20 protein-coding genes, 1 tRNA gene and 1 riboswitch are annotated in these 20,242 nt (G+C 66.0%); of the genes, 3 read left to right on the top strand and 18 right to left on the bottom strand.

Annotated features, from left to right (window positions below):
* Positions 1-2: 2 nt before the first annotated feature.
* Both NKJ00_RS31295 and NKJ00_RS31290 read right to left on the bottom strand, forming a co-directional pair.
* Positions 3-710: an ABC transporter ATP-binding protein gene (locus tag NKJ00_RS31295; protein ID WP_352632483.1), complete on the bottom strand. Its 708-nt coding sequence runs from the start codon at positions 708-710 to the stop codon at positions 3-5.
* Positions 711-714: 4 nt separating this feature from the next.
* Positions 715-2,007, bottom strand: a complete 1,293-nt coding sequence (locus NKJ00_RS31290) for an efflux RND transporter periplasmic adaptor subunit (RefSeq protein ID WP_352632481.1) — start codon at positions 2,005-2,007, stop codon at positions 715-717.
* Between the two features lie 101 nt (positions 2,008-2,108).
* On the opposite strand from NKJ00_RS31290, the gene NKJ00_RS31285 reads away from it, so the two are divergent.
* Together NKJ00_RS31285 and NKJ00_RS31280 are read left to right on the top strand one after the other, a co-directional pair.
* Positions 2,109-3,017, top strand: coding sequence for a PhzF family phenazine biosynthesis protein (locus tag NKJ00_RS31285; protein ID WP_352632479.1), 909 nt, complete (start codon positions 2,109-2,111; stop codon positions 3,015-3,017).
* Positions 3,018-3,123: 106 nt separating this feature from the next.
* Positions 3,124-3,199: transfer RNA gene (locus NKJ00_RS31280), tRNA-Lys, on the top strand.
* A 70-nt stretch (positions 3,200-3,269) separates the two neighbouring features.
* Here NKJ00_RS31280 and NKJ00_RS31275 read toward each other — a convergent pair.
* From NKJ00_RS31275 to cbiE, 8 genes are all read right to left on the bottom strand, one after another.
* Positions 3,270-3,671, bottom strand: coding sequence for a hypothetical protein (locus NKJ00_RS31275; protein WP_352551914.1), 402 nt, complete (start codon positions 3,669-3,671; stop codon positions 3,270-3,272).
* 88 nt (positions 3,672-3,759) lie between these two features.
* Positions 3,760-4,770 carry a nicotinate-nucleotide--dimethylbenzimidazole phosphoribosyltransferase gene (cobT, locus tag NKJ00_RS31270; RefSeq protein ID WP_352632477.1) on the bottom strand — a complete coding sequence of 337 codons (1,011 nt, stop codon included), beginning with the start codon at positions 4,768-4,770 and terminating at the stop codon, positions 3,760-3,762.
* Positions 4,771-4,807: 37 nt separating this feature from the next.
* Entirely contained in the window at positions 4,808-5,584 is a 777-nt protein-coding gene (gene cobS, locus NKJ00_RS31265) for an adenosylcobinamide-GDP ribazoletransferase (RefSeq protein WP_352632475.1), read from the bottom strand.
* Positions 5,585-5,587: 3 nt separating this feature from the next.
* A complete protein-coding gene (locus tag NKJ00_RS31260; protein WP_023812404.1) occupies positions 5,588-6,901 on the bottom strand; it encodes a cobyrinic acid a,c-diamide synthase CobB in 1,314 nt (437 codons plus the stop codon).
* Positions 6,898-7,716: a uroporphyrinogen-III C-methyltransferase gene (gene cobA / locus NKJ00_RS31255; protein ID WP_352439813.1), complete on the bottom strand. Its 819-nt coding sequence runs from the start codon at positions 7,714-7,716 to the stop codon at positions 6,898-6,900. Before cobA ends, NKJ00_RS31260 begins: the two co-directional genes overlap by 4 nt.
* Positions 7,713-8,477: a precorrin-4 C(11)-methyltransferase gene (gene cobM / locus NKJ00_RS31250; protein WP_352632473.1), complete on the bottom strand. Its 765-nt coding sequence runs from the start codon at positions 8,475-8,477 to the stop codon at positions 7,713-7,715. Before cobM ends, cobA begins: the two co-directional genes overlap by 4 nt.
* A complete protein-coding gene (locus NKJ00_RS31245) occupies positions 8,474-8,860 on the bottom strand; it encodes a cobalamin biosynthesis protein (RefSeq protein WP_352632471.1) in 387 nt (128 codons plus the stop codon). Before NKJ00_RS31245 ends, cobM begins: the two co-directional genes overlap by 4 nt.
* Entirely contained in the window at positions 8,857-10,086 is a 1,230-nt protein-coding gene (gene cbiE / locus NKJ00_RS31240; RefSeq protein ID WP_352632469.1) for a precorrin-6y C5,15-methyltransferase (decarboxylating) subunit CbiE, read from the bottom strand. Before cbiE ends, NKJ00_RS31245 begins: the two co-directional genes overlap by 4 nt.
* Position 10,087: 1 nt before the next feature.
* Between cbiE and NKJ00_RS31235 the strand changes: the two genes are divergently transcribed.
* The gene (locus tag NKJ00_RS31235) at positions 10,088-10,849 is read left to right on the top strand and encodes a cobalt-precorrin-6A reductase (RefSeq protein ID WP_023812399.1); all 762 of its coding nucleotides are present in this window, start codon (positions 10,088-10,090) and stop codon (positions 10,847-10,849) included.
* Here NKJ00_RS31235 and NKJ00_RS31230 read toward each other — a convergent pair.
* The 8 genes from NKJ00_RS31230 to NKJ00_RS31195 form a co-directional block, all read right to left on the bottom strand.
* Positions 10,813-11,577 carry a precorrin-3B C(17)-methyltransferase gene (locus NKJ00_RS31230; RefSeq protein ID WP_023812398.1) on the bottom strand — a complete coding sequence of 255 codons (765 nt, stop codon included), beginning with the start codon at positions 11,575-11,577 and terminating at the stop codon, positions 10,813-10,815. The two genes, NKJ00_RS31235 and NKJ00_RS31230, sit on opposite strands and share 37 nt — an antisense overlap.
* Positions 11,574-12,332, bottom strand: a complete 759-nt coding sequence (locus tag NKJ00_RS31225) for a precorrin-2 C(20)-methyltransferase (protein WP_352612419.1) — start codon at positions 12,330-12,332, stop codon at positions 11,574-11,576. The genes NKJ00_RS31230 and NKJ00_RS31225 overlap by 4 nt, the downstream gene beginning before the upstream one ends.
* Positions 12,329-12,961: a precorrin-8X methylmutase gene (locus NKJ00_RS31220; RefSeq protein WP_128304427.1), complete on the bottom strand. Its 633-nt coding sequence runs from the start codon at positions 12,959-12,961 to the stop codon at positions 12,329-12,331. The genes NKJ00_RS31225 and NKJ00_RS31220 overlap by 4 nt, the downstream gene beginning before the upstream one ends.
* A 2-nt stretch (positions 12,962-12,963) precedes the next feature.
* Positions 12,964-14,460: a precorrin-3B synthase gene (cobG, locus tag NKJ00_RS31215; RefSeq protein WP_352612421.1), complete on the bottom strand. Its 1,497-nt coding sequence runs from the start codon at positions 14,458-14,460 to the stop codon at positions 12,964-12,966.
* Positions 14,457-18,179 (bottom strand): cobaltochelatase subunit CobN, encoded by a 3,723-nt coding sequence (locus tag NKJ00_RS31210; RefSeq protein ID WP_352612423.1) that lies wholly within the window; start codon positions 18,177-18,179, stop codon positions 14,457-14,459. Before NKJ00_RS31210 ends, cobG begins: the two co-directional genes overlap by 4 nt.
* Before the next feature lie 18 nt (positions 18,180-18,197).
* Positions 18,198-19,250, bottom strand: a complete 1,053-nt coding sequence (gene cobW / locus NKJ00_RS31205) for a cobalamin biosynthesis protein CobW (protein ID WP_352612425.1) — start codon at positions 19,248-19,250, stop codon at positions 18,198-18,200.
* 2 nt (positions 19,251-19,252) lie between these two features.
* Positions 19,253-19,681, bottom strand: coding sequence for a DUF1636 family protein (locus NKJ00_RS31200; RefSeq protein ID WP_352439823.1), 429 nt, complete (start codon positions 19,679-19,681; stop codon positions 19,253-19,255).
* A 38-nt stretch (positions 19,682-19,719) separates the two neighbouring features.
* A riboswitch (cobalamin riboswitch) is annotated at positions 19,720-19,923 on the bottom strand.
* A 45-nt stretch (positions 19,924-19,968) separates the two neighbouring features.
* On the bottom strand, positions 19,969-20,242 hold a 274-nt coding region (locus NKJ00_RS31195), incomplete at its 5' end, for a hypothetical protein (protein ID WP_352632467.1).

Below are 20,242 nucleotides of genomic sequence, written 5' to 3'. Positions count from 1 at the left end.
GGTTATGCCGTCTCCAGCTTCATTGTGTCGGAGGCGACATGACCGTCGAGAAAGCGGATGGTTCGTTCGGCATAGTCGGCGACGTCGGCCTCATGCGTGACCATGGCGATGGTCAGGCCGAGCTCGGTGTTGAGCCGGGTGAGCAGTTCCATGATCTCGTGCGTGCGGGCGGTGTCGAGATTGCCGGTCGGCTCGTCGGCGACGAGCAGTGTCGGGCGGGTGACGATGGCGCGCGCGATCGCCACGCGCTGCTGCTGGCCGCCGGACAGTTCGGCCGGCGTGTGGTGCTCGCGGCCGACAAGGCCGACCTCCGCCAGCGCCTGCATGGCAAGGTCGCGGCGCTCTCGCGCGGCAACACCGCGATAGATCAGCGGCAGTTCGACATTTTCGGCTGCCGTGGTCCGGGCCAGCAGATTGTAGCCCTGGAAGACGAAGCCGACATAAAGGTTGCGCAGCATGGCGCGGCGGTTACGGTCGAGGCGGCCGGCGTCGATGCCCATGAAGGAATAGGTTCCGGCCGTCGGCGTGTCGAGGCAGCCGATGATGTTCATCGCCGTCGACTTGCCGGAGCCGGACGGACCCATGATGGCGAGGAATTCGCCACGCCGGATGGCAAGATCGACGCCGGCCAGCGCATGCACCTTGGCCTCGCCCTGGCCGTAGCTCTTCCAGACCTTGTCGAAGGTGATGAGGGTCGCGCCCGCAGCCACGGCATCAGCTCCGCTGCTGCGACGCGGTGATGATTTGAGCGCCTTCGTCCAGGCCCGAAATGATCTCGGTCAGTTCGCCGTCGGTCGAGCCGATCTTGACGTTGACCGGGTGCGGACGCCCGTTCTCCAGCACGTAGAGCGTGCGCGAGCCGTCGGTGGGCACTGTGGCGGCCTGGCGCTGGCGGTTGCCGCCGGGGCGCCCCATGCGGCCGGTGAACAGGTCGCTCAGGCTCCAGCCGCGGGCGGCCTGCTGCGCCGGACGATAGCGGAAGGCGGTGGCGGGCACGGTGAGCACGCCCTTGGCCTGTTTGGTGACGACCGAAACGGTTGCGGTCATGCCGGGCCGCAGCAACAGCTCGTTGTTGTCGACCTCAAGCCGCGCATTGTAGGTGACGACGCCGTCGGTGGTGACCGAGGCATAGGAGATGTCGCGGATCTCGGCATCGAACGGCCGCTCGGGGAAGGCATCGACGGTGAAGCGGGCATGCTGGCCGGATTTGACCGCGCCGATGTCGGCTTCGTCGACCGCCGCCACCAGTTCCATGTTCCTGAGATCGGCGGCGATGATGAACAGCACCGGCGCCTGCAGGGAGGAGGCGACCGTCTGGCCGGGATCGACCGAGCGCGTCAGCACGATGCCGTCGATCGGCGCATAGATGGTGCTCTTGGCAAGGTCGGTCTGCTGCGCCTTGAGGTCGGCCTGGGCGATGGCGAGGTTGGCCTGCGCACTGTCGAGCGCTGCCTTGGAACGGTCGCGCGTGGCGGTTGCTGCTTCAAGCGACTGGTCGGTCGCCATGCCACGCCTGGTCAGTTCGGCGGCGCGCACCAGCGCCTTCTCGTTTTCGGTCAGCGTAACCGTGGCGTCCTCGACATTGGCGGCGGCGGCCTTGGCCGAAGCTTCGGCGCGCTCGATCTGGACTTCGAGTTTCACCGTGTCGAGGGTCGCCAGCACGTCACCCTTCTTGACCTGCTGGTTCTCCTCGGCCGAGACCGAGCGGATGATGCCGGACAGTTCGCTTGAAATGTCGACCTGGGTCAGGGGCTGCAGCGTGCCGGTTGCGGATACTGCGACGGTGAGGTCGGCCTTGGCGGCAGGCACGGTGGTGTAGTCGATCCTGGCCGGCGAGCCGGCATACCACTGATAGACGCCAAGCCCGGCGACGACCACGATCAGCGCCAGCAGCGCATAGAGCCAGCCGCGCCGGCGCGACTTGCGCCGACCCGTCATGTCGAGCCCGAGCGCCGTCTCGATGGCGGAATCCGATTCCGTCTTTGGCAGATTGACAATCTGGTCCACGCTGGACCCCTATAACGCGCAATGTCCCTATCTGTGCACAGATCAGGCTTACTGGTTCAAATATCAAATTAAATTTCGCCCATGTTGGGATTGAGGCAGGAATGAAAACTCGGAATTACTTGCTTTACGATGTGTTTACGACCGAGCGACTGGCCGGCAATCCTTTGGCCGTCGTGCTGGACAGCGAGGGATTGGACACGGCGGCGATGCAGGCCATCGCGCGCGAATTCAACCTGTCCGAGTCGGTTTTCGTGCTGCCGCCGGACAATCCCAAGCACAGAAACCGCATTCGCATCTTCACCCCCGACTATGAAATGCCATTCGCCGGCCACCCGACCGTGGGCGCCGCGATCGCGCTGGCCGAACTGGCGGAAGAGGGCGGCGCCGGCATCTTCGTGCTGGAGGAAAACATCGGCCCGGTGCGTTGCGCCGTCAGCAAGCACGACGGCAACACTTTCGCCGAGTTCGACCTGGCAAAGCTGCCGGAGCCGCTGGAGCTCGATGCCGATCCGGAGGCGATCGGTGCGGCGCTTGGGCTCACGCCGCACGAAATCGGCTTCGAGAATCACCGCGTCTCGTTCTGGTCGGCGGGCGTGCCCTATGTCACCATTCCAGTTGCCAATCTCGAGGCGGCGGGCCGTATCCGGCTGGACAACCAGGCCTGGTCGGAACTGGCGCCGCGCAAGAGCGAGTGGGCCTTCGCCAGCCCCTATGTCTATTGCCGCGAGACGGTGAACCACGAAAGCGCCTTCCATGTGCGCATGATCGTGCCCGGCACGCCTTCCTACGAGGATCCGGCGACCGGCTCGGCGGCAGCGGCTTTTGCCGGCGCCATCATGCATTTCGACGCGCCGACCGATGGCATTTCGCAACTGTGGATCGAGCAGGGGCTCGAGATGGGCCGGCCATCGCGCATACGCCTCGAACTGACCGTGCAAGGCGGCAAACTGGCCTCGGCGCGCATTGGCGGCAATGCGGTGAAGGTTGCGGAGGGCAGACTGTTCATCTGATTGAACGCATGCTCGGTCGATTTGTCGGGAAATGATTCCGGCAGGGCTGGACAGGACCGATGGTGGCGGCTATATGCCCGCCAACGCCGGTTTTTGCCGGCCGAGTGGGTGCGTAGCTCAGTTGGTAGAGCAGCTGACTCTTAATCAGCGGGTCCACAGTTCAATCCTGTGCGCACCCACCAAATTTCTAGAAGAGTTGGTGGAAAGACCCTGAAAACGAGACGCGTTTGACGCGTCTCGAGCATGCGCCGATCACGGCGCGGGCTTGCCGAGGCTGGCCTTGAACTTGACCTTCATGGCGATCTGGCCGGTCACGGTGATCTGCGATCCGGCGGCGGCGCCCATGCTGCGATCCCTGGCGTTGACATTGGTGGTGACGTTGGTGACTTCGCAGCTGTCGGCGATGGTTTCGAGCACCATGGCGCAACTGCCGGCCGCGAGCTTGTAGAAGGAACGAAGCCCGGCCTCCTGCTGCACCGCGATGTCTTCGCCGTCCTTGACCGGAATGCTCATGGTGATGCCGGACTGCACCTTGGCAAGGCCGTCGTCACCGGGCCGCCGCGGCCGGCCTGTCTCGTCAAGGATCTGAGAAAATGCCGGCGCAACAGTGCTGCAAAACAGCGCAACGATAATTGTTGTCTTCAAATACATCATTCGATTTCTCCATGAGATTTCCTCGTCTCATGGAACAATCAAAGCGGCGTTATGGTTTTGGCTCAATCACGTTGAAATTTTGATGGATTTACTTCTCCGAAACACCAGCCTCGGCAAAACTCGCCATACGGGCATGGCACTCCAGCGCCGAGCGGACGATGTTGACAGCAAGACAAGCGCCGGAACCTTCACCGAGCCGCATGCCGAGATCGAGCAGCGGCGGCAGGCCGAGGGCTTCGAGCAGGCCACGGTGGCCGGATTCTGCCGAAACGTGCGCGGCAATTGTGTGGGCGAGCCCGGTCGGATGCAGCCTGGCCAGCGGAGCTACGGCGGCGGTGCAGACGAAGCCGTCGAGCAGTACGGGTATGCCGAGATGCCGGGCGGCCAGCGTCGCGCCGAAGATGGCGGCGAGTTCGCGGCCACCGAGCGCGGCAGCGATCCCTAGCGGATCGGCAAGGGCGGCAGCGTGGCGCTTCAGGCCGGCTTCGATGGCGACTACCTTGCGCTTCAGCCCGGCGTCATCGACGCCGGTGCCGAGCCCGGTCCATTTTTCCGCACCGCCGCCGAACAGGGCTGCTGAGATGGCGGCCGCCGGCGTCGTGTTGCCGATGCCCATCTCGCCGAAGCAGATCAGATCGAGGTCTTTCGTCACCGCGTCGTAGCCGGCCGAAACTGCCGTCAGAAAGGCCTTCTCATCCATCGCAGGCCCTTGCGTGAAGTCGCCGGTCGGATGGTCGAGATCGAGCGGGATGACGTCGAGTTCGGCGCCGGCCACGCGGGCAAGCTGGTTGATGGCGGCACCGCCGCCGGCGAAGTTCGCCACCATCTGCACGGTGACTTCCGAGGGATAGGCCGACACGCCTTGCGCGGTGACGCCGTGGTTGCCGGCGAAGACGAAGACTTTTACGCGGTCGAGTTTCGGCATGTCGCGGCCCTGCCAGCGCGCCAGCCAGGCGGCGATCGTCTCCAGCCGGCCAAGGCTACCTTGCGGCTTGGTGAGCGTGTCCTGGCGGCGCGCAACCGCATTGGCGGCAGTGTCGCTGCCGGCCGGCAGATCGAGGCAGGCGGCGCGCAATTCACTAAGCGATTTGAAGGGCATGGGGGCAAAGTCTCCGAAAGGGAATCAGGCCAAGGGATCAGGAAAGCGCTACGGAAGCGACGAGCAGCACCGCGATCTCGCTTGCCTGCTGCAAGGCGCCGATCGTGTCGCCGGTCTGGCCATCGATCTGGTTGAGGCAAAGGGCGCGGAAGGCGGCAAACAGCAGGCCAAGCAGGATCAGCGCGAAAACGGCCCCGCCCAGTCCGAGCAAGAGGAGCGGGATCGCGCCGAGCACGGCGCCGGCTATGGCGGTTTCCTGCGAAACCGTGCCTGCGTCGGCCGAGAGCCCGTCGATCCGCGCCGGGGGCAAGAGATGCATGAAGGCGCCAAGCAGGCCGCGCGAGGCCGCGTGCGCGGCCAGGAGGGCGAACAGGGCCTGTGTAGGGTCGACGAGTTCCGACAGCGCGCTCCAGCGGATCAGCAGCGACAGGCCCAGCGCCGCCGCACCATAGGCGCCGATGCGGCTGTCGCGCATGATCTCGAGTTTGCGGCCGCGTGATTTGCCGCCGCCAAAGCCGTCGGCGACGTCGGATAGCCCGTCCTCATGCAGGCAGCCGGTGGTGAGCACGGTTGCCACGAGCGCAAGTGCGGCCGCCGGCCCCATGGCCAGGCCAAACCGTTCCGCCGTGGCGAAGACGATGGCGCCGATCAGGCCGACGACAAGTCCGGCAATGGGGGCTGCCCAGATCGCGGCGGCAAGGCTGCGGCCGCGAAAATCGAAAACGGGCAGCGGCAGCCTTGTGAAGAAGACCAGGCAAAGCGCGATGTCGTCGACGACCTGCCGCGGTGAAAGGGCCAGATTCTTGAACTTCATGCTCTAGCCCCTCGCAATCGCGTGGAAGAAGGTGCCGCTGACATGGCCGCGCCGATAGCCCGAGGCGCCGATCGGATTGCCCTGGCCGTCGGCGAGGTCGGCCAACGGCTCGTCATTGCCTGTCGCCGTCATCTGCGCATAGTGGAATTCGTGGCCGCGGATCAGCGCGCCTTGTGAGCCCAGCGGGCAGTCGGCGCGCAACCGCGCCTCGCGGTAGCCGAGATTCATCTTGCGCCTGGCGAAGCTGGTGGCATGGCCGAGCAGGCCGAGCATCGCATGCGTTTCGCCCGATGCGTCCTCCAGCGCTTCGCCCAGCACCATGAAGCCACCGCACTCGCCATGGATGGGCTTTGTTGCTGCAAAACGCGCCATCCCGGCGCGGAAATTCGCGGCGGCGGCGAGCTTGCCGGCGTGTAGCTCGGGATAGCCGCCGGGCAGCCAGCAGACATCGCAAGCCTCGTCGGGCGCTTCATCGGCAAGCGGCGAGAACGGGACGATTTCCGCACCCGCCTTGCGCCAGTAGGCGGCGACATGTGGATAGAGGAAGGTGAAGGCGGCATCCTCGGCCAACGCGATGCGCTGGCCGGGCGGCGCCAGCGCGTCGTCGAAGCTGCCGGGCGCCGGGGTGAAGGGTGTCGCCAGGGCCATGATGGCGTCGAGGTCGAGCGACTTTTCCGCCATGTCGGCCAGCCGGTCGAGATGCGCCATCAGGTCGTCATATTCGCCGGCCTGGACGAGGCCGAGGTGGCGCTCCGGCAGGTTCAGCGAGGGATCGCGCAGGATGGCGCCGACGACCGGCAGGCCGATCGCCTCGATGGCGTCGCCCGACAGCCGCCGGTGCCGCTCGCTGCCCAGCCGGTTGAGCACGACGCCCGCCATGCGCACGTCCGGATCATAGGTGGCAAAACCCTTGGCGACGGCGGCCGCGGTGGTCGACTGGCCGGAGACGTCGAGCACCAGCAGCACCGGCAGGCCATAGAGCCGCGCCAGGTCGGCCGCCGACCCAGTGCGCCCCGGCGAGGCCGGAATGCCGTCGAAGAGGCCCATGGCGCTTTCGAGGATGACGAAATCGGTGTCGTCGGCGGCTTGCGCGGCGAGTGCGTTGAGCAGCGATGGCGGCATCGCCCAGCTGTCCAGATTGACGCCGGACAGTCCCGTGGCGGCGGTGTGGAAGCCAGGGTCGATATAGTCGGGGCCGGATTTGGCGCCGCGCACTTTCAACCCGCGCCGGGTGAGCGCGCGTAAAATGCCGATGGTGACACTGGTCTTGCCGGAGCCGGAGCGCGGCGCGCCGATGATGATGGCGCGGGCCGTCATGCTTGCCCCGCAAGGGCCGCGCGCATGGCGACGATGCCGCCAACGACGATCAGCGCCGGCGAGGCGAGACCGGCGGCTGCGGCTTTCTCGGCAATGGTGGCGAGCGTTGCGACGACGGTTCGTTCCTGCGGCGTCGTCGCGGCGACGATCACTGCCGCCGGTGTCGAAGGCGCCAGCCCGCCGTCGAGCAGTGCCGCCGCGATCAAAGGCAGGTTGGCCATGCCCATATAGACGACGACAGGCTGGCCGGTGCGGGCGATCGCCGCCCAATCGAGATCGTCATCGGTGCCGGCGGCGTGGCCGGTGGCCAGGATCACCGCCTTGTTGATGCCGCGCATGGTGGCGGGAATGCCGGTCGCGGCCAGCGCGCTGAGGCCCGAGGTCAGGCCGGGCAGGACGCGGAACGGGATATTTTCGCGCGCCAGCGCCAAGGCTTCTTCGCCGCCACGGCCAAAAATATAGGGATCGCCGCCCTTCAACCTGACGACGCGGCGGCCGTCGCGCGCCAGCCGGACCAAAAGGGCGGTGATGTCGTCCTGTTTCATCGACGGTTTGCCGCCGCGCTTGCCGGCAAAGAAAAGCTCGGCATTTTCGGCGACGGCGACGACATCTGATGAAACCAGCGCGTCGTAGACCAACGCATCCGCGTCGGCCAGTGCCGCCAACACTTCGAGCGTCAGGCAGCCGGGGTCGCCGGGGCCGGCGCCGGCCAGCCAGACGTGACCCGATTCCAGCCGGCGCGGCTTGAAATTCAGCCGGGACAAGGCTTTTTCGAGCGTGGCGTTTTCGCCGTTGTTTTTGGTGCTGCCGCTCACAATCCGTCCCGTCCGCGAAAACGCCGCTGATAGTGGGCGTCGTATAATGAACTCTCGCCAAAACCTTGCGCCGCCAGCGAGCGGCCGACGAAGATGATCGCCGTGCGCTCCATCGGATCGGCGGCCAACAGCGCCTCAATGGTCGCCAGCGTGCCGGTCAGCACGCGCTCGTCCGGCCAGGAGGCGCGGAAGACGACCGCCACCGGGCAATCGCCGCCATAGTGCGGCGTGAGCTCGGCGACGATGCGGTCGATGGCGTGGATGGCAAGATGAATGGCAAGCGTGGCGCCGGTGCGGCCGAAGCCGGCCAGCGTTTCGCCGGGCGGCATTTTCGAGGCGCGTCCGGAAATGCGGGTCAGCACCAGGCTTTGCGCGACCTCGGGAATGGTCAGCTCGCGGCGCAATGCGGCGGCGGCAGCGGCGAAAGAGGGGACGCCGGGCGTCAGCGTATAAGGGATGCCGTGCTTTTCCAGCCGGCGGATCTGCTCGGCAACAGCGCTCCACACCGACAGGTCGCCGGAATGGAGACGGGCGACATCATGGCCGGCCTTATGGGCCGCGACATACTCGGCCTCGATCTCGTCGAGCGACATCGGCGCGGTGTCGATCAGTTTTGTCCCCGGCGCGCAGTGCTGCAGCAATTCGGGCGCGACGATCGAGCCAGCATGCAGGCAGACCGGGCAGCTCGCCAGCAACCGAGCGCCGCGCAGCGTGATGAGATCGGCGGCACCGGGACCGGCGCCGATGAAATGGACGGTCATGGCGCATCTCCGCTGATGGCGATGGCGCAGGTGACCGGGCCGAGCACCGTGCGGGGCCCGAGCAGTCTGGCGCCTTTGCCGGCGACGGCAAGGGCGGACGCTTCGGAAACCGATGGTGTGCCGGCGAGTTCTTGCGAGAGCTCGGAATGGCTGAGCGTGTCCGACGAGGCGGCCTGAAGTGTCGCGTCGTCGACGATGATGACCGGAAGGTTCAGCGCGCGGCTAGCGGCGGCGATCGCTTCTTCATTCTTCTTGAACTCGGCAGTCGCCAGTGCCGAAAGGGCCGTCATCGCCAGCCCGTAGGCTTCGAGGGCGGTTTCGATCGCGGCAAGCACGTCTTCGACGCTCACGCCCTTTCGGCAGCCTATGCCCGCGACCATCATGGCTTCACCCAGCTCCATTGCGTGACCGGCATGGCTGGCCGCCATGCCTGCATCGCGCCGACCGGCGACGCGCGAGAGATGGCGATGCGGGTGAGATCGCCGCCAAGCGAGACATGGCGGGCGAGAAGCAAGGCTTCCATCTCCAGCGTCACCGCATTGGCCACAAGACGGCCGCCAGTGCGCAGCGCCTTGATGGCTGCGTTCAAGACACCGGCATCGCTGCCGCCGCCGCCGATGAAGATCGCGTCCGGCGTGTCCAGCCTGGCCAGTGCCTTGGGGGCGCTGCCTTCCACCACGACAAGGCCGGGAACGCCGCAGGCGGCCGCGTTGCGGCCAATGCGGGCGGCGCGGATCGGATCGGTCTCGATGGCTATGGTGCGCATCGAGGGGTGGGCCAGCATCCATTCGATGCCGATAGAACCGGAGCCGGCGCCGATGTCCCACAGCAATTCGCCGCGCCGCGGCGCCAGCGCCGACAGGGTGATGGCGCGGATTTCGCGCTTTGTGATCTGGCCGTCATGCTCGAACAGATGATCGGCAAGCCCTGATGTGAGCGGCAGGACGCGCGCATCCGGACCGGATTCAACTTCGATCGCCAGCACGTTGAGCGGATTGATGTTTTCGAGATCGAAGGCATCGGCGCGGACCGAGCGGTGGTTCTCGCTTGGCCCACCCAACGCCTCCAGGATCGTCAGTCGCGAGGCGCCGAAGTCGAGTTCGGTGAGCAGGCGGGCGATCGCCGCAGGGGCTTCTGCATCTGAGGTCAGTGCCAAAATGCGCGCGCCTGGCTGCAGCAGCGGCCGGATCAGATCGAGCGGCCGGCCGTGCAGCGAGACGGTCTCGATGTCCTGCAGCGCCCAGCCAAGGCGCGCGGCCGCCAGCGAAACGGCCGACGGTGCGGGGATGACATGCATCTCCTGCGGCTTGACCTTGCGGGCGAGGGTGGCGCCGACGCCGTGGAAGAACGGATCGCCGGAAGCGAGCACGCAGACGTTCCTGCCTACAAGGGCGAGTACGTCTCGCATCTCAGCATCGAACGGAACCGGCCAGGTGCGAGCCTCACCCTTGGCGAAGGAGGCGACCAGCGCCAGGTGCCGCTTGCCGCCCAAGATGATCTCCGCCTGGGCAATCCGCTGCTTGGCCTCGTCGCCGAGACCCGCTAAACCGTCCTCGCCGATGCCGACGATTGTGAGCCAGGCGGCGCTCGATTGACCCCTAGCAGGCATGATGACCCACCGCATTCTGATCCTCGGCGGCACCACCGAAGCCCGGCAACTGGCCGGGAAACTGGCGGCGCGAGCCTCGGTCACGCTGTCGCTGGCTGGCCGCACTGAAAGCCCGGTCGCGCAAGGCGTGCCGGTGCGAAGCGGAGGCTTTGGCGGTGCCGATGGGCTGGCCGCCTATCTGCGGGAGACGGGCACCGACCTGCTGATCGACGCCACGCATCCCTATGCGGTGCAAATCTCCGCCAATGCCGCGCAAGCGGCGCGCATTGCCAGTTTGCCGATCCTTGCCCTGCGACGCCCCGGCTGGGAGCCTGTCGAAGGCGACCGCTGGACTGAGGTCAATACATCCGGCGATGCCGCGCGAGCGCTTGGACCGGCGCCGCGCCGTGTTTTCCTGGCGCTGGGCCGGCAAGAGGTCGCTGCTTTCGAAGCTGCGCCCCAGCATCATTATCTCGTCCGCAGCGTCGACGCGATCGAGCCCAAGCTTGCCGTGCCGGATGCGAGCTATCTTCTGGCCCGTGGCCCGTTTCGTGAGGCGGAGGAACGCGCGCTGCTCGAAAAGTATCGCATCGATGTCATCGTGTCCAAGAACAGCGGCGGCGCGGCGACTTATGGCAAGATCGTTGCGGCGCGGGCGCTTGGGATTGAGCTGGTCATGATCCGCAGGCCGGCTTTGCCGGATGTTGCTTCGGCTGAAACCGTCGAACAACTCGCCGCGATGATCGATCATTTTGTCCGTCCCGTGGACGAACGCGGCGTGTAGACCAGCGCCGGCTTCTCCGCGCGCTTGATGATCCTTGTTTCCGGCGAGCCGATGATGATGCAGGTCGCCATGTCGGCCTTTTCAGCCTCGACATCGGCCAGCAGAGTGACCTCGATGCGCTCGTCCGGGCGGCCGGCGGCGCGGCCGAAAATCACCGGCGTGGTGCCGGGCAGAATCGCGGCCAGGCATTCGAAGGCGCGGCCGAGCTGCCAGGGGCGCGCCTTGCTGATGGGATTGTAGAGTGCGATTACGAAGCCGGCGCCGGCCGCCGCCAGCAGGCGCAGTTCGATCAGCTCCCAGGGCTTGAGATTGTCGGACAGCGAGATGGCGCAGAAATCATGGCCCAGCGGCGCGCCGATTCGGGCGGCGACCGCGAGCATTGCGGTGATGCCGGGCACGACGGCGATGTCGACCGCGCGCCATTCGGCCGGGCCGGCCTCGATCGCTTCGCAAACGGCCGCAGCCATGGCGAACACGCCGGGATCGCCACCAGAGACGACGGCGACATCGTGGCCTTCGGCCGCCTTGATCAAGGCGTCCTTGGAGCGGGCGAGTTCCTCGCGATTGTCGGAAGCGACGCGGGTCTGATCCGGGCGCAGCTCCAGCCGGTCGAGATAGGGTTTGTAGCCGTAAAAGAATTTGGCCTCGGCGACGGCGCGGCTGGCTTCCGGGGTGACCTGATGGGCATTGCCGGGGCCAAGGCCGATGACGGTGAGACGACCGCTCATGCCTGCGCTCCCAAGACGCCAGGCCGGCCGGACCAGCCGGCGACCAGGACGATGGCGAAATAGGGCGCCTTGTCATCCTGCTTGTCGGCAAGCTTCATGGAGACGCTGCCGGCCATGGTGCCGCGCTCGACATAGACGGCGCGCGACAGTTTGGCCGTAGCTTCCAGCGCTCGTCTGATCTTGGGCAGGTTGCGGCCGACCTTCATGATGACGGCGGCATCGGTGTCGGCCAGCCTGCGCGTCAACTCGAATTCGCTCATCGTGCCGGGCAGCACCGTCAGCACGTCGTCGCCCTGGACGATCGGAACACCAGTCTGCGACCAGCAGCCGGACATGGCGGTGATTCCGGGAATGACTTCGGTCGGGAAGCGATGAGCGAGCCGGACATGCAGATGCATGTAGGAGCCGTAGAAAAGCGGATCGCCCTCGGACAGCACGGCAACCATCCTGCCGGCTTCGAGGTGCTCGGCGACCCTCTCGGCCGACTCCTCATAGAAAGCCGTGATCTGCGACCGGTAGTCGTCGTGGTCCTTGTCGATTTCGGTGGTGACGGGATAGAGCAGCGGCAATTCCGTCATTTCGGGCCGGAACTGCGCTTCGACAATGGCACGCGCGTTGCTGTTGTTGCCGCGCTTGGCGAAATAGGCCACGACATCGGCTTCCGCCAAGACGCGCGCGGCTTTTAGCGTCAGCAGTTCGGGGTCGCCGGGACCGGTGCCGACGCCGATGAGACGGCCTTTGAGAAAGGCGTTCACAGGCCCGGCCTCGCCAATGAATTGAGCGCGGCGGCGGTCATGGCGCTGCCACCGAGCCGGCCGCGCACGATGGCGTAGGGAACGCCATAGGAATTCTCGGCCAGCGCGTCCTTGGATTCCGCAGCGCCGACGAAGCCGACCGGCATGCCGATGATGGCCGCCGGTTTCGGCGCGCCGTCGCGCAGTTTTTCCAATAGATAGAACAGCGCGGTCGGCGCATTGCCGATGGCGACCACCGACCCCGCCAAGCGTTCGCCCCAAAGGTCGATCGCGGCGGCCGAACGGGTGTTGCCGATTTGCCCAGCGATGTCGTGCGTGCGCGGATCGCGCAAGGTGCAGATCACCTCGTTGCCGGCTGGCAGCCTGGCGCGGGTGACGCCATGCGAGACCATTTCCGCGTCGCAGAAGATCGGCGCGCCAGCCGCCAAAGCGGTGCGCGCGGCGGCAACGAAATCGGTGGAGAAGACGAAATGACTGGCGGCTTCGACCTGGCCGCAGGCATGGATCATGCGGATGGCGACATCGGCCTCGGCTTCGGAGAAGCGCGACAGATCGGCCTCGGCGCGGATGATGGCGAAGGAGCGCTCGTAGATCGCCGTGCCGTCATGGATATAGTCGTAGGCGGCCATGCTCATTTCCGTTTTTCAGTTTGGGCCTGTCGGTAAGCCTCGGCGATTGCCACCGGCCCGAGCCTTGTCAGGCAAGCGGCGGCGGTTTCGCCTTGATATCGTGCGCTGCGGATCATTGCCGCCACGCGGCCAATGCCGCGCGCGGCGTCATAGCCCGGCCTGTAGCCGGCAGGAAGGCCCTTTGCCGTCGCGTTCACGACAAGTCCGGCTCCGTTTTCGCCGCCGACAATCGTCAGCGCCGCCGAGCCGGGGTGGGCGCAACCCTTGGCGCAGCCGGAAACGTGCAGGGTGAAGTCGAGGATGTCGGCATTTTCAGCGGCAATCGTCTCGGCAATGTCGCGCGTGGCGATGCGGCCGGAGGCGCAGGCTGGTGTGCCCGGGCAGGCGGCGATGCGCGTGCGCGGGTCGGTGGGGGCGGTGACGAAGCCGAGGGTGGCGGCGGTGTGCTGAAGGGTTTGGTTGGCGGCGGTTGGTTGACCAAGGAAAAGCAGGGCACGGCCGGGGGCGAGGCGGATTTCGGTGGTGCCGAGGGTGAGGGCACTCTGGGCGAGAGAGATGATTTTGTCCGCCGGCATGCTGCCGTAGGGGAGGGCGATGCCGAGGGCGTGGTCGGTCGATAAAGAGAAAAGACCGATAGGTCGGCGATCCTGCACACCCCCCTCTGTCCTGCCGGACATCTCCCCCGCAAGGGGGGAGATTGAGCCGTCATCGGCGCTTTCGCCAATTGCCGACGTCACGTCCACGGCCGATGTTGCAGGACGAGAGCCGGCGTCGGAACTGCCGATCTCCCCCCTTGCGGGGGAGATGTCCGGCAGGACAGAGGGGGGTGTGACGGAGTGCCAACCTGCGAGAGAGACCAATTGGCGCTCCGTCAAATCCCTCGCATGCGCCTCCCGACTCTTCTCGGCAATCATCCTGAGCACCGCAACGGCAATATCGCGCGCTACATCGTCATCGACCGTCGCAAGCGGCCTCGCGCTTTGGCCGTCACCTGAAACAGACACAGCCCACAGCACGCCAGCGCTGGCCCGCACCGCCTTCAGCCGCACATCGGCCGTCACCGCATCCATGGTCAACTGCTCGCCGCCATCGACAATCACGGAAACCTTCGGCCCCAGCCTCGGCGCTAATCCAGCCTCGTCAATCGCCGCCCTGATCCGCTCGGCCAGCGGCTGGGGATCGGCAATCTCTTGCGGGTCGATGCCGGCCAGCGGCCCGGTCTCGACCGGCACGCCGGTGCGCACCGCGATATCAAGCGCATCGACCTCCGCCGCCAGCAGCGCCGCGCTGTCCGTGGTCAGCCCGCGTATCTGCAGACTGCCGCGCGCGGTGACTTCCATGATGCCGTTGCCATGCCGCAAGGCGGATTCGGCTAACCCGATCAAAAGCTTCGGCGACAATCCTCCAGCAACCGGGTTGAGCCGCACCAAAAGCCCGTCACCGGTTTGCATCGGGGCCGACAAGGCCGGGCAGGCGCCGCGACGCGAGAAGGCGTTCATGCCGCCACCCCAAGCGCTTCTGCTTCGGCAATCAGGGCGGCGAGATCGTCGTCGATGGAATTGCGCAGGGGATGCCAGAGGCCACGCCGGCGCGCCGACAGGAAGCGTTCGGCGATGACTTTCGCGGCGGCGGGGTTCTCGCGCAGGATGAAGGCGCGAACCATGGGATCGCCGAGATAGGCGTCATGAACCGCCTCGATCAGCGTTCCCGAAATGGCGTGTGTGGTTTCGGCAAAGCCGACCAGCCGGTCGACGGTTTCGGCAAATTCGGAGGCGCCGCGTGGGCCGTGGCGCATCTGGCCTGCAATGAAGCGTGGATTGACGGCGCGGGCGCGCACCACCCGCGATACCGCTTCGCCTACCGAGCGGGGCTTCGGCCTTTGCGGATCGGTGGTGTCGAGCACGATGACGTCGGCATGCCTGCCCAGGGTTGCCAAGGCCGCCGAAAACCCGCCAATGAAGGCGACGTCGGCGGAGCCCTCGAGGATATCGCGGCCGGGGTCGTCGCCGGTGTGGACGAGAAGATCGGCTTCGGCGATGCGGCCTTCGAAGGCGCCGGGCACCGAGATGCCTTCTCCTTCTGCGCCGCCATAGGCGTGCGAGGTGGCGTCGAGATAGGCGCGGCCGATTTCTTCGCGCGCGGCCCAGTTGCCGGAGGACAAGACATCCTCGACGCCGGCGCCATAGGTACCGGGCGAGGTGCCGAAGATGCGCGGGCTGAGCTTGCCGTCGGCACGGGTTTTGGCCGCGAGCGGGTTTTCCGTATCGTCCTCGTCGCGGGCGGCTACCGCGTTGGCGGCGGCATCGATCAGTGCGATCTGGGTCGGGAACATATCGCGGAACAGGCCTGATATGCGCCAGGTGACATCGACGCGTGGCCTTCCGAGCGTGGCCGGCGACAATACCTCGATGCCGGTGATGCGGCCGGTCGCCGAATCCCATTGCGGCCGGCAGCCCATCAGCGCCAATCCTTGCGCGATCTCCTCGCCGCCGGTGCGCAGTGAGGCCGAGCCCCAGAGATCGATGACCAGCGAGCGCGGCCAGTCGCCATGCGATTGCATGTAGCCGCGCACCACTTCCTCCGCCGCTGCCTTGCCCAGATCATAGGCGGTCGGCGTCGGCATGGTGCGCGGGTCCGAGGTGAACAGGTTGCGGCCGGTGGGCAGAACGTCCGAGCGACCCCGCGCGGGCGCGCCGGCCGGGCCGGCCTTGACGTGGCGGCCATCGAGTGCGGCGAGCAGCGCCGCCTTCTCGGCTGCCGCACTCTGGCGCCGCATGGCGTCGGGCTCGTCCTCAGGGGCGCGGCCATAGATATGCAGCCCGTCCTTGATGGCAAAATCCTTGAGGTCGCAGAGCCAGGCGTCGATGCGGCGCAACGCTTCGTCGGGCGCGTCGGTCGTGGCGACGCCGGCTTCGGAAGCGAGGCCGGTCTTCTGCGCCGTCTCGACGATCAGCTTGGCAAGGCGGTCGCGGCGGCGGCGGTCGAGCCCGTCGGCCTGGGCGTATTCGTCGACCAACCGTTCCAGCTTGTGCTGGTTCTCGTCCAGCTCGGCATCGGTCAGTGGCGGCGGCAGGTGGCCAAGGGTGACGGCGGCGATGCGGCGCTTGGCCTGCGCCGCTTCGCCTGGGTTGGAGACGATGAAGGGATAGATGACGGGCAAGGCGCCGGTGACGATCTCGGGAAAGCAGTTCTCCGAAAGCGCAACGGTCTTGCCCGGCAGCCACTCCAGCGTGCCATGCGCGCCGACATGGACAAGCGCGTGGACGCCGAGCGACTTGCGCAGCCACAGGCCGAAGGCGATCAGCGCATGGCGCGGCGGCAGCGTCGGGTCGTGGTAGTCGGCGCGGCGGTCGACGGAGCGGCCGCGGTCTGGGGCGAGGGCTACGGTGATGTTGCCGAAGGTGGCGGCGCGGAAGGGGAAGTGGGCGGCGGTTGGCGCTTGAGCACCCCCCTCTGTCCTGCCGGACATCTCCCCCGCAAGGGGGGAGATTGAGCTCTCATTGCCGCTTTCGCCAGCTACGAACGTCGCAGAATGAGCGCCGATGGCGGAACTGCCGATCTCCCTCCTTGCGGGGGAGATGTCCGGCAGGACAGAGGGGGGTGCCTCGCACAAACCTATCTCATATTCAGCCTTCCAAGCTGCATCTACGGCAGCAATTGCTGCAGACGGCAGTGCCTTCGAGAACTCCACATAATCCCTCAAGGCCAAGCCATGCCCGCCCTGGCCCAGTCGCGCCAGCAACTCACGCGGCGTTTGCGGAATCCCCTCAACGACATAGCCCTGTTCGCTGAGGTCCTGCAGCATGGCCAGCACGCTGGACGGGACATCCAAACCCACGGCGTAGCCGGTGCGGCCGGGGGCACTGGGATAATCCGGGATCAGGATGGCTAGCTTGCGCTCGGCGCGGGGCGTCTCTTGCAACTTGATAAAGGCCGCGACGCGGTCAGCCACTTGCGCCACACGATCCGGTTCCGGCCGGTTGGCAAAGGCGCGGTGGCCAAGTGCTGGATCGGTCTCGCTCTCACCCTTAAAGGAAATGGCGCCGGCCAGGATGCGGCCGTCGAGTTCGGGCAGCACGACATGCATGGCAAGGTCGGCGGGCGCCAGGCCGCGCTGGTTGGTCTCCCAGACATCGTGGCGGGTGGTGGCGACGATGACCTGGAAGACCGGCATGCCGGCGCGGTCGAACAGGGTCTCATTGCCGGGTTCGGCGCCGGACGCGAAAGCGGTCGCGGTGATGATGGCGGCGGGTTTCAGCGAGGCGAGTGCTGTTTCCACGAAGGCCAGGGATGCGGGGTCCTTGAGGCTGGAGACGAAGATGGGAACCGGCTTGATGCCGCGCTGGCGGAGCGCTTCGAAAAGCGCATCGATGGGCGCGACATCGGCGGCCAATAGCATCGAGCGATAGAACAGGATGGGGATGATAGGAGCGTTGACGTTGTCAGCGTCGAGTTCCTTCACACCCCCCTCTGTCCTGCCGGACATCTCCCCCGCAAGGGGGGAGATTGCGCTGTCATTGGAGATTTCGCCAATTGTCGAGGTTGCGGACGCGTCAGCTTCTAATGAAACGGGAAAAGAGCCGGCTTTGATGAAGTCCGATCTCCCCCCTTGCGGGGGAGATGTCCGGCAGGACAGAGGGGGGTGTGAAGGATCACCAACGACCCCAAGTCCTGGCTCATAAAACCCGGCTTTCGGCACTGGAACCGGCTCTGCTACGTCCGCATCCGATCCAGCCAGTCGCGCCAGCCTCCGCACCAGCGCGCTCATATTCGCCGGGCCGCCCTCGCGGAAATAGTCGAGCAGGCCATCGAGCTCCTGGCGCGGCAGCGTCGAGGCTTCGATCAGGCGCAGATCCTCGTCGCGGCATTCGCCGGGCAGCAGCGCCAGCTTTATGCCGTGTGCGCGAGCGGTCGAGGCAAGCTGGTCGCAGCCGTAGCGCCACCAGTCGTAGCCGCCGAGGAGGCGCACGAGGATGACCTTGGCGTGGCGGGTGACGCTGTCGACCCAGAGGTCGACGGACATGGGATGGCGCAGGTCACGCAGGGCAGCCAGCCGCATCGAGGGCAGGCGGCCGGCATCGGCCTTCCAGGCTGCCGCCAGTCCGGCGAGGTCGCTGTCGGTGAAGGACAGGGCCACGATATCCGCCGGCGTCTGCCGCAGATCGACCGGCTCGGCGAGGTCGTCGAGCGAGGCGGATGTCGTGGTGAGGATGTGCATCGCAACCCGTGTCCGAGATCAGCCGGCGAGTATACGCTCGATCGCCGGGCGGTTCAGCCCCTTCAGGCCGATGACGACGAGACGCGAGCGGCGGTCGTCCTGCGCGGTCCAGGCGCGGTCATAGTAATGATTGACGCGCGGCCCGACGGCCTGCAGCAAGAGCCGCATCGGCTTGCCACCGACCTCGACGAAGCCTTTTACACGCAGCACGTTTTCTTCTTCGGCGACTGTGGCGACACGCTTTGCCAGTTCATCGGGATTGGCGATCGAGGCAATGTCGACAATGAACGTGTCGAAGTCGTCATGTTCGTGGTCGAATGCGCCGTCATGGTGGGACTTGCGGTTTTCGATGTCGTCCTCGACGGCGAGACCGAGCCCGAGCAGCACGGAGGGATCGACCTTGCCATGCGACGTCGGCACGATCTTCACGGCGCGGGCGGAGTGTTCGCCAATGATGGCGTTGGCGCGGGCGGTGCCGGCGGCGTCCATCAGGTCGCTTTTCGACAGGATGATCAGGTCGGCGCAGGCGATCTGATCCTCGAACACTTCTTCCACCGGATCGTCATGGTCGAGCGTCTCGTCCCCGGCGCGCTGCGCCTGCAAAGCATCCATGTCGTTGGCGACGCGGCCTTCGGCCAATGCCGGCCCGTCGACCACGGCGATGACGCCGTCGACTGTGACGCGGCTCTTTACGCTCGGCCATTGAAACGCCTGGACCAGCGGCTTGGGCAGCGCCAGGCCCGAAGTCTCGATCAGGATGTGGTCGACCCTCGGCGTCAGCGCGAGGATCTTGTCGAGCGCCGGGACGAAATCGTCGGCGACGGTGCAGCAGATGCAGCCATTGGCCAGTTCGACGATGTTTTCCTCCGGGCAGGTGTCTATGCCGCAGCCCTTGAGGATCTCGCCATCGATGCCGATGTCGCCGAATTCGTTGACAATGATGGCAATGCGCTTGCCGCCGGCGTTTTCCAGGAGATGGCGGACCAGCGTCGTCTTGCCGGCGCCGAGGAAGCCGGTGACGACGGTGCAGGGAACGCGGGAGAGGTTCGCAGGCGAATCTGGGGCAGTCATGGTCAATCCTTCAGCAGGTCTAAGGGAGGGATGCGGGCAACGAGGCCACGCTTCAGGCTATCGGGGCGGCCGCGCCATGGAATCAGGCCGTCCTTCGAGGTGGCGAAGAGCTTGGCGCCTGTCACGAGGTCGGCGCCGCTGGTCGTGGTCAGGTCGCCGAAGACATAGCTCCAGCACCCGTCGCGCAGGATGGCGGCGCTGAGGCGGCGCTTGCAATTGCCGAGGCATTCGACGCTGCGGATGCGGATGTCGTCGCCGGATGCGGCGCGGCGCGTGTCGTCCGCCAGCAATTCGCCGGCGCGGGGATGAGCGTCGGCGCCGGTCTCATCGCGGCAGGAGGCGCAGACGATGATGGTGACGCCGGCCAAGGCATCATCATGGCCGGACGAAATATCCGCTGTGCCAGCCGAAAAACTGCTGTCGTGGTCCAAGATCGGGCTCCTTGCCCGGAAACCCGCCGGGCGATCGGATTCTAAAGTCGCAGACGGCAGGTCTCCTGGCTCGCGGGTCATCGCCTTGGTAGCCGCCTTCCCGGGAACTCCCCAGTGGCTTTCGGCCTTGGCTCTTCGCTTACAGTTGCGGGGACAGCCGCGGATTTGGGATTTTGCCCCGCACCGCATTCCCTCTTAGCTCTTGCCGTTGCGGGCAAGAGACCATCTGAACCGGATTTAGGCTTTTGCGGGCAGCGGTGTCAACGCAACGCAGGGGCAATCTGAAATCAGGGGCGGGGACGCTTCACTACCACTGACCGCTCTTCGCGAATGCCATCTTCGTTGTTGGGATCAGGAAAAGCTGTAACGAAAGCCGTCAGAAGGATATCTCCATCTTGCCGGTCCAGCCATCCGGCGCTGTCACCCACATCGAAGTAAATGCCATCAACTTTGAAGCCAAATGTGTCTCCAGCAGGTCTAGAGCGTTTCATATTTTGACGGAAGCGTAGCCTGCGTTTTCGAAGTAGTTCTTGCATTCGGCTGCCTCGATGGTTTCGACGA

Origin of the sequence: Mesorhizobium sp. M0227, assembly GCF_040321855.1 — a bacterium.
Classification (GTDB): domain Bacteria; phylum Pseudomonadota; class Alphaproteobacteria; order Rhizobiales; family Rhizobiaceae; genus Mesorhizobium.
This window is presented reverse-complemented; position numbering and strand designations above follow the sequence as displayed.

Coding starts and splice junctions, on each gene's coding strand:
- NKJ00_RS31285 (WP_352632479.1), top strand. CDS start 2,109: ATGAAAACTCGGAATTACTTGCTTTACGATGTGTTTACGACCGAGCGA.
- NKJ00_RS31275 (WP_352551914.1), bottom strand. CDS start 3,671: ATGATGTATTTGAAGACAACAATTATCGTTGCGCTGTTTTGCAGCACT.
- cobT (WP_352632477.1), bottom strand. CDS start 4,770: ATGCCCTTCAAATCGCTTAGTGAATTGCGCGCCGCCTGCCTCGATCTG.
- cobS (WP_352632475.1), bottom strand. CDS start 5,584: ATGAAGTTCAAGAATCTGGCCCTTTCACCGCGGCAGGTCGTCGACGAC.
- NKJ00_RS31260 (WP_023812404.1), bottom strand. CDS start 6,901: ATGACGGCCCGCGCCATCATCATCGGCGCGCCGCGCTCCGGCTCCGGC.
- cobM (WP_352632473.1), bottom strand. CDS start 8,477: ATGACCGTCCATTTCATCGGCGCCGGTCCCGGTGCCGCCGATCTCATC.
- NKJ00_RS31245 (WP_352632471.1), bottom strand. CDS start 8,860: ATGATGGTCGCGGGCATAGGCTGCCGAAAGGGCGTGAGCGTCGAAGAC.
- cbiE (WP_352632469.1), bottom strand. CDS start 10,086: ATGCCTGCTAGGGGTCAATCGAGCGCCGCCTGGCTCACAATCGTCGGC.
- NKJ00_RS31235 (WP_023812399.1), top strand. CDS start 10,088: ATGACCCACCGCATTCTGATCCTCGGCGGCACCACCGAAGCCCGGCAA.
- NKJ00_RS31230 (WP_023812398.1), bottom strand. CDS start 11,577: ATGAGCGGTCGTCTCACCGTCATCGGCCTTGGCCCCGGCAATGCCCAT.
- NKJ00_RS31220 (WP_128304427.1), bottom strand. CDS start 12,961: ATGGCCGCCTACGACTATATCCATGACGGCACGGCGATCTACGAGCGC.
- cobG (WP_352612421.1), bottom strand. CDS start 14,460: ATGAACGCCTTCTCGCGTCGCGGCGCCTGCCCGGCCTTGTCGGCCCCG.
- NKJ00_RS31210 (WP_352612423.1), bottom strand. CDS start 18,179: ATGCACATCCTCACCACGACATCCGCCTCGCTCGACGACCTCGCCGAG.
- cobW (WP_352612425.1), bottom strand. CDS start 19,250: ATGACTGCCCCAGATTCGCCTGCGAACCTCTCCCGCGTTCCCTGCACC.